Source organism: Elusimicrobiaceae bacterium, from assembly GCA_028700325.1.
In the GTDB taxonomy this organism is placed as follows: Bacteria; Elusimicrobiota; Elusimicrobia; order Elusimicrobiales; family Elusimicrobiaceae; genus JAQVSV01.
In genome coordinates, this window is sequence record JAQVSV010000090.1 from 1 (window position 1) to 7211 (window position 7211).

Here is a 7211-nt window from a genome sequence, read left to right on the forward strand (position 1 = left end):
AGGAGTTCGGGGCGGAAACCGTGCTTGTTGACGGCGCGTCCGACCGGGTTACGCAGGCCGTGTCAGCTCCGGGCGCCGGCTATGTTTTTGTGCTGCGGGCCTGCGGCGCGGGCCTGGCGCGCGCCGCGGAGAGAGCGCGGCAGCTGGTTGCGTTTGACGCAATCGCGCAGGCGCCGGATCCGTTGCCCGATGCGTTTTGCATTGACGGCGCTTTTACGCCGGCAGTCGCCGAAACGGTCGCGCCGGGCGCGGCGGTTGTGCTGAACGATTTCACGCGCGTGTTTTTAAGTCCGCGCGAATTCGCGGTTTTTTCAGCGGCGCGGAGCGTGTATTTCCGCCGCAGGATCCCGCTGTTGTTCATCTGCGTGGTTTTGCAGGACGCGGAGAAAGCCGGATTCCTGCGGCTGTTTGACTGCGCGCGCGGGGAACGGTATCTGCTGTTCAATCCTTATGAGGCGGCACATGGATAGGCAGGCCCGGGCTTTCGCCCGGCTTGATGATTTTCTGGACGGGTTCAACCCGCTTACGCCCTACGGCCGCGCCCGGAAAGCGGGCTGCGCGTTCCATGCGTGCCGCGCCGAACTGGAACAGGAGTTTGATCTGACCGAAGCGTTTGCGCGGTTCATCGGATCCGCCTCGCGCGGCGCGGAAAAACTGGCCTGGCATCTTAAACGCATTCCGCGGCTCGAACTGCCGTTTCCGGCCCGGCCGGACCGGGCGGAGCTGTTCGAACTCAAGAAATTCCTTTACAACGCGCGCGCCGCGTTCGGTCTGCTGGGTGAAAATTTGCGGGCCGCGCTGGGTATTGAGTTTGATTGCGCCGAACTGCTTGCCCTCCTGACAAAAGACGGCGAGCCGGAATCGTTTTATCTTGCGGCCGAGCCCGGCTCGGAACTGGCGCGGGTGCGTGCGGAAATAGCCGCGGCTGACCGTGCTCTGGCCGCTGTAAAAACCGCGCGGTTGCGAGAACTGCTTGAGCGGTGCGGGCTGGATTTTTCCGACAAGGCGTTTATCGTGCTTGACGCCGCGCGCGCGGCCGCACTGCCAGACGGGGAAATTTACGCGGAGCCGCATGACGCGCGCCGCGTGATCGCGCGCCCTGTTTACGGGCGCGAATACGCCGCGCTGGCGGCGGCGCGCGAAAAGCTGGATTCTGATGAAAAAACCGCGTCCGCTCGTGAACTGGCGAAGCTTTCCGAGGCGGCGCGCGCCGCGGAAAGCGCCATTGCCGCCATACGGGAGCGCATCGAACGGGTGGACACGCTGCTGGCGAAAGCGCGGTTCGCGGTCGAGCGCAGGCTGGTGCGTCCTGTTTTTTCGGAAGGCGCCGTTTCGCTGGAGGCCGGAGTATTTGTTCCGCTCAAGGCCCGGCTGGAGGCGGAGGGCCTTAAATACACGCCGCTTTCCTGCTCGTTCGTGCGGCCGGTCGGGCTGGTGTACGGCTCGAACATGGGCGGCAAGACCGTGGCGCTGCAGACGGTGGCGTTTATGCAGCTGCTCGCGCAGGGCGGGTATTTCGTGCCGGCGAAAAGGTTTGAAACGCGGGTGTTTGAAACGGTCAGGTTTGTCGGTGCGAACGCCGAGCCCGGGTCAGGCGCGGATGACGGGCTTAGCGGGTTCGGCCGTGAGGTGAGCGCGTTTAACGGCGCCTATCCGCATGCCGGGAAAAAGTCTTTTTTCATAATGGACGAGTTCGCCCGCACCACCAATTCGGCCGAGGCGCGGGCCCTGCTGTCGGCGGTAGTGGAAACGCTGGGCTCCCGCAACGGGCTGACGCTGATCGCCACGCATTTTGCTGGAGTAGTCCGCACCCGGCATACCGGCGTGTACAGGATGCGCGGGTTTGACGGCAGGGCGTTTTCGCTGCGCGGCGGGGCCGCCGGCGCCGGGCAGGAGGAACGCCTGCGCGCGATCAACCGTTTTATGCGGTATGAACTTGTTGAGGACGGCGGGGCAAGCCCCGCGCAGGATGCGCTCAGCGTTGCCCGCGCGCTTGGGCTGGACAGCGGGATTATCGAGCTGGCGCAAAAAAATATGGAGGACCGATGACAACGACCATGAAAAGCAAGCTGGGCCTTTCCAGGGCGAAGATCGCGCGGGCCAGAAAGCTCGCCGGGGCGATCGCCCTCCCCGTGCAGGAATTTATAACCGGGCATACCACCGTTACAGTCGAGCGCGCTACGCTGCGGCTGCTCGGCGCCGACGGCGTTAACGCCGACGGCGTGCCAGTTCCGAACCTGATAGTGGCCGCGCTCGGCGGCCGGTGCTCCGACGGAGCGGCCCGCTGCTATATCAGCGCGCTTATCAGGTCCGGCAAAACGCCGGCAGAACTCAACGATGCGGTCGCCCGGGGGGTTGACATCGCGGGCGCGGAACCCGCCGACCGTGCGGCGATCGAGAAAAAAGCGGCCGAACTGGTCGCCGCGTATGACCGGCGGGTTGCCGACAACGTCGCGCGCCGCAACGCCGAACTGGAGCGGTATAAGGAAAACATCAAGTCGCCCATGCTGTATGTGATCGTGGCGACCGGCAATATTTACGAGGACGTGAAGCAGGCCGAAGCCGCCGCCATCGCCGGGGCCGATGTGGTCGCCGTGATCCGCACCACCGCGCAGAGCCTGCTCGATTACGTTCCCTACGGCGCCACCACCGAAGGGTTCGGCGGCACCTACGCCACGCAGGAAAATTTCCGCATAATGCGCCGCGCGCTCGACGAGACCGGCGCGCGCGAAAAACGCTATATCCGGCTGGTCAACTACGCGTCCGGCCTGTGCATGCCGGAAATCGCCGCGATGGGTTCCCTGGAGCGGCTGGACATGATGCTTAACGACTCGATGTACGGCATCCTGTTCCGCGACATAAACATGTACCGCACTTTCGTTGACCAGAACTTCTCGCGCATGATCAATGCCCGCGCCGGCATCATCATCAACACCGGCGAGGACAATTACCTCACCACTTCCGACGCGGTGGAAAAGGCGTACACGGTGCTGGCATCCCAGCTTTTGAACGAGCGGTTCGCCTGCAGTGCGGGGCTGGCGCCGGGCCTGATGGGGCTGGGCCACGCGTTTGAAATGAACCCCGGCATCAAAAACGGATTCCTCTACGAGCTGGCGCAGGCCCAGATGGCGCGCGAGATTTTCCCCGACGCGCCGCTAAAATACATGCCGCCCACGAAATTCATGACCGGCGATATTTTCAAGGGCCTGGCGATGAACACGATGTTTAATTTCGTGTCCAAGGCGACTCATCAGGGCATTCAGCTGCTCGGGATGCTGACCGAGGCGATCCATACGCCGTTCATGCAGGACCGCTACCTCGCGCTGGAAAACGCCAGATACGTCGCCAACAACATCGAGAACTTTTACGAGGAAGTGGAGTTCAGGCGCGGCGGCATCATCGCCTCGCGCGCGCAGGCGGTGCTGGATGAAACGCTCGGGTTCATGGAGCAGTTGCGGGGAAAAGGGCTGTTCGCCGCTATCGAGGAAGGCATGTTCGCCGACGTAAAGCGCCCGCGCGACGGGGGCAAGGGGTTTGGCGGCGTGTACGAAAAATCGCCTTCCTACTATAATCCGCTGGAAACCTATTTCCGGCGCGAGCTGAAGCTGGACTGATTTTAACCGAGGAACGATATCATGATAATAAAACCTTACGGCGATACTTTAAACGACGGCGCGATCCAGCTGTCTTTCACCCTGCCGGTAAAATGCGGCGGCAAAGCCAAGGAGGCCGCGCGGCTGTTCGTGCTGCAGCTGGGCTTTAAATCGTGCGAAGTGGCGGAAGCCGCTCCGCTCGCGGACGGGTTCACCTTTTTCACGGCCTACGCCCGGACCGACGCTTCCATAGACTACGACAAGGTGGACTATGTGGATGCGGTTGGCGATGCGGTCATGACGATGGCGCAGGTTGACGAGTTTATCCGCGCCAATTTCGGGCGCAAGCTCGTGATCGTGGGCGCGTGCACCGGGACCGACGCGCATACCGTAGGCATTGACGCGATCATCAACATGAAAGGCTATAACCATCATTTCGGGCTGGAACGCTACGCCATGATCGAGGCGTATAACATGGGCGCGCAGGTGCCGAACGAAAAGCTGATCGAGTTCGCGCTGGCGAAAAAAGCCGACGCGGTGCTGGTGTCGCAGGTAGTCACCCAGAAAGACGTGCATGTGCATAACCTGACCGCCCTGATCGAATTGCTGGAGGCTGGCAACCTGCGCGGCAGGTTCCTTGCGCTGATCGGCGGGCCTCGCATCAGCAACAAGCTCGCGCTGGAACTGGGGTTTGACGCGGGGTTCGGGCCCGGCTCCTATGCCGAGCACACCGCCACGTTCATAGTGAAGACGATGAAGGAGCGGCAGTCCCGCTGAACAGTTCAATGCGTGGCGACCGGTTTGCGCGGCCGCCGCGTGACGGAGTTTTATAAATTCCGCTCACAAAAACCCGGTGCCGGCCGGCACGGCATAAGGATTGCCGACATGGCATGGCTCAAGCAGGGGGATTAGTGTGTAAGCAGGGCAAAAAACGAAGTCTGCACCAAAAGAAACCCCCGGCTTGCCGGTAAAGCTAATAACAACCGGAAGGCCAATGGCACAGCCGGGGGAGTGTCATGAAAAAGCCCCCGTGAAACGGGGGCTTTTTCGTGAGCGGAGAAAATTTTCCGCGCTGTCACTTGGGATAGGCCGAGGCGGGCACGTCGGCCGGACGGGGCTGTTCAAAGCCGGGAGCCGCCGGGGCCGGAGCGGCGGGTTCCGCGCCGGGCGGTTCCGTTACATAGACGCCTTTGTTGGGGCCGTTGTACATGCTGAAATACCCGTTATAAACCAGATTGTCCAGCCGCTCTTTCTGCAGAGCGTCCAGCAGCGGCCGGATATCCTCGTAAATCTGCGCTTTCACCAGGAACATGCCCAGCGTCATGTCATTTAGCTTGAAGCGGTCGCGGCGGGCCTTCGCGCGCACTTCCTCGTATTCCTGAAAGAGTTTGCGGACGGGTTCGTCAATTTCGTAGCGAAGCGTTTTTACCACTCTTTTCTGCTGCTTGATGCTGAAATGCAGCGGTACGCTCAACTGGTTGGCCAGCCGGTCGGCGATCGGCATATAGGGCGGCAGCACGGTTTCTTCAATCACCGGTTTGGTGCGTTCGCGTTCTATTTTCGCGGTCGGCACAAGCACCGGTTCGGTTTTTACCTTCTCAACAGGTTTGGCGGCGGGCGCCGGCGCGGATTTTTTTTCGTCCGCCAGTTTCGGCATAACCGGCCCCGGCACGTTTTCCTGGCCTTTGGCGCCGAGCGGTTTGACTTTGCGCTTGCGTTTCACCGATTTTTTGGGAGCGGGTGTCTGCGCGGGCGCCGCGACGAGCAGCGGCCCGGTTTTGGGATCGGGGATGGCAGCCGGCGCGGCCTGCTCGGCTGGCGGCTGCGGTATGTCCGCCGCATGCGCGGATGCAGTCAGGGCGAGACATAGAGCCAGAATGGCTGACAGGGCAATCGGGTTTTTTTTCATGCTCGAACCTCAATAGAATATATAATCCATTATATACATAATTGATCAGCCTGTAAAACCGCGCGCGCCCAATTATGTAGAATTAGCCGATGACACGAAAAGTGGCTGTGGGATTGGACGGCGGATTGAAGTCTGCTCTTGCGGTCGAACTGCTTCGGCGGCAGGGCTATGAACCTGTTTGCGTCACGATGGCCGTGTTTGACCCGGAGGCCGCCGCCGCGCAGACTTTCCACGGCGGCTGTTTCACCTGCCGGGAGCGGGAGAAGCTGGCGGCAATCTCCGCATTGGCCGGCCGGCTGGGCGCAACCCATTCGGTTATAGAGTTGAAAGACGAATACCGCGCGCATGTGCTGGATTATTTCCGCGGCGAGCATCTGCTTGGCCGTGCGCCCGGCCCGTGCGTGGAATGCAACCGGCATGTGAAATTCGGCGTTTTTATGGAGCGCGCGCTGGAAGCCGCCGGCGCGGATCTGTTCGCCACGGGCCATTGCGCGCGGATCGGGCGCGACGGGAAGGGCGGTTTCACGCTTTGCGCGGGCGCGGACGTTCTGCGCGACCAGTCCTATAATCTGTGGCGGCTTGCGCCCGAACAATTCTCCACAATACTTTTCCCGGTCGGGGAGCTGACGGCGGCGCAGGTGCGCGGGCTGGCGCGGGAATGCGGGCTGTCCGATCTGGCTGAAAACGCTCAGGAGCAGAGTTTCGTGCCGCAGGACGAGTGCCCCGGCCTGTATGAGCCGGGCGATATTGCGCCCGGCAGCGTTGTGGACCGCCGGGGCCGCGTGGTGGGCCGGCACAAAGGCATTGTCTGTTATTCGGTTGGCCAGCGGTTCGGGATTGTAGCGCAATGCGGACCGGAACCGGTATTCGTAAGCGAGATAGAGCCGGACCGCAATGTGCTGGTGGTGGAGGGGCGGCAGGCGTTGCTGTCGGACGCGTTTATGGCGGACGAGGTGAGGTGGCTGCTTGGCTGGGGCATTGACTCGCCATCGGAATTTGAAGTGAAAATAAGGGTGCGGCATGCGCCGGCTCCGGCGACAGTTTCTCCCATTGCCGAGGGCAGGGTGCTGGTACGGTTTGCTAATCCGCAATTGGCGGTTGCGCCCGGTCAAAGCGCCGTGTTTTACAGGGATGGGGTTGTGTGGGGAGGAGGGGTTATCGCCTGAATTAGCCGGCTTGAAACTTGAACCGCCGGCCCGGCGGTTCGCGACGGCGTGTGCTGTCCGGTTTTTAAAAACGGAACGCCCCGGCTTTCAGACCGGGGCGTTCCGTTTCACTATTGAATTTTCAGACCAGCTCAATGCACATCGCTATGCCCATGCCGCCGCCTATGCATAAGGTTGCCAGGCCTTTTTTTGCATTGCGTTTTTTCATTTCGTGCAGCAGCGATACGAGAATGCGCGCGCCGCTGGCTCCGATGGGATGCCCGAGCGCGACCGCGCCGCCGTTGACGTTGAGCCTGGCCGCGTCGAACCCCAGTTCCCTGCCGACCGCGAGCGACTGCGCGGCGAACGCTTCGTTCGCCTCGACCAGATCAACGTCCTTCAGCTGCCAGCCCGCTTTGGCGAGCGCCTTGCGCACCGCTTCCACCGGGCCCATTCCCATGACCGACGGGTCAACGCCGGCCCAGCCGTAGGACACGATTCTGGCGGCCGGTTTGAGGCTGTGTTTCTTTACGGCTTCGGCGGACGCCACCAGCACGGCGGCCG

General features: G+C 61.9%; 7 protein-coding genes. 5 read left to right on the forward strand and 2 right to left on the reverse strand.

Annotation, left to right across the window (positions count from 1 at the left end; all coding sequences use genetic code 11):
* The 4 genes from PHW69_09125 to PHW69_09140 all read left to right on the forward strand — a co-directional run.
* Positions 1-470, forward strand: a 470-nt coding sequence (locus PHW69_09125; GenBank protein MDD4005344.1) for a hypothetical protein, incomplete at its 5' end; no start/stop codon positions are given.
* Positions 463-2049, forward strand: a complete 1587-nt coding sequence (locus tag PHW69_09130; GenBank protein ID MDD4005345.1) for a hypothetical protein — start codon at positions 463-465, stop codon at positions 2047-2049. The genes PHW69_09125 and PHW69_09130, both read left to right, overlap by 8 nt.
* Entirely contained in the window at positions 2046-3614 is a 1569-nt protein-coding gene (locus tag PHW69_09135) for a lysine 5,6-aminomutase subunit alpha (GenBank protein MDD4005346.1), read from the forward strand. Before PHW69_09130 ends, PHW69_09135 begins: the two co-directional genes overlap by 4 nt.
* Before the next feature lie 21 nt (positions 3615-3635).
* Positions 3636-4370 (forward strand): OAM dimerization domain-containing protein, encoded by a 735-nt coding sequence (locus PHW69_09140; protein ID MDD4005347.1) that lies wholly within the window; start codon positions 3636-3638, stop codon positions 4368-4370.
* Between the two features lie 298 nt (positions 4371-4668).
* Here PHW69_09140 and PHW69_09145 read toward each other — a convergent pair whose 3' ends face one another.
* Positions 4669-5502 (reverse strand): hypothetical protein, encoded by an 834-nt coding sequence (locus tag PHW69_09145; protein ID MDD4005348.1) that lies wholly within the window; start codon positions 5500-5502, stop codon positions 4669-4671.
* Between the two features lie 89 nt (positions 5503-5591).
* On the opposite strand from PHW69_09145, the gene mnmA reads away from it, so the two are divergent.
* Positions 5592-6668 carry a tRNA 2-thiouridine(34) synthase MnmA gene (mnmA, locus tag PHW69_09150; GenBank protein ID MDD4005349.1) on the forward strand — a complete coding sequence of 359 codons (1077 nt, stop codon included), beginning with the start codon at positions 5592-5594 and terminating at the stop codon, positions 6666-6668.
* 121 nt (positions 6669-6789) lie between these two features.
* Here mnmA and PHW69_09155 read toward each other — a convergent pair.
* A partial coding sequence (locus tag PHW69_09155; GenBank protein MDD4005350.1) for an acetyl-CoA C-acyltransferase occupies positions 6790-7211 on the reverse strand: 422 nt, incomplete at its 5' end.

Bases quoted from the DNA above. Each gene is read 5' to 3' on its own strand.
- PHW69_09130 (MDD4005345.1), top strand. From the start codon at position 463: ATGGATAGGCAGGCCCGGGCTTTCGCCCGGCTTGATGATTTTCTGGAC.
- PHW69_09145 (MDD4005348.1), bottom strand. From the start codon at position 5,502: ATGAAAAAAAACCCGATTGCCCTGTCAGCCATTCTGGCTCTATGTCTC.
- mnmA (MDD4005349.1), top strand. From the start codon at position 5,592: ATGACACGAAAAGTGGCTGTGGGATTGGACGGCGGATTGAAGTCTGCT.
- PHW69_09140 (MDD4005347.1), top strand. From the start codon at position 3,636: ATGATAATAAAACCTTACGGCGATACTTTAAACGACGGCGCGATCCAG.
- PHW69_09135 (MDD4005346.1), top strand. From the start codon at position 2,046: ATGACAACGACCATGAAAAGCAAGCTGGGCCTTTCCAGGGCGAAGATC.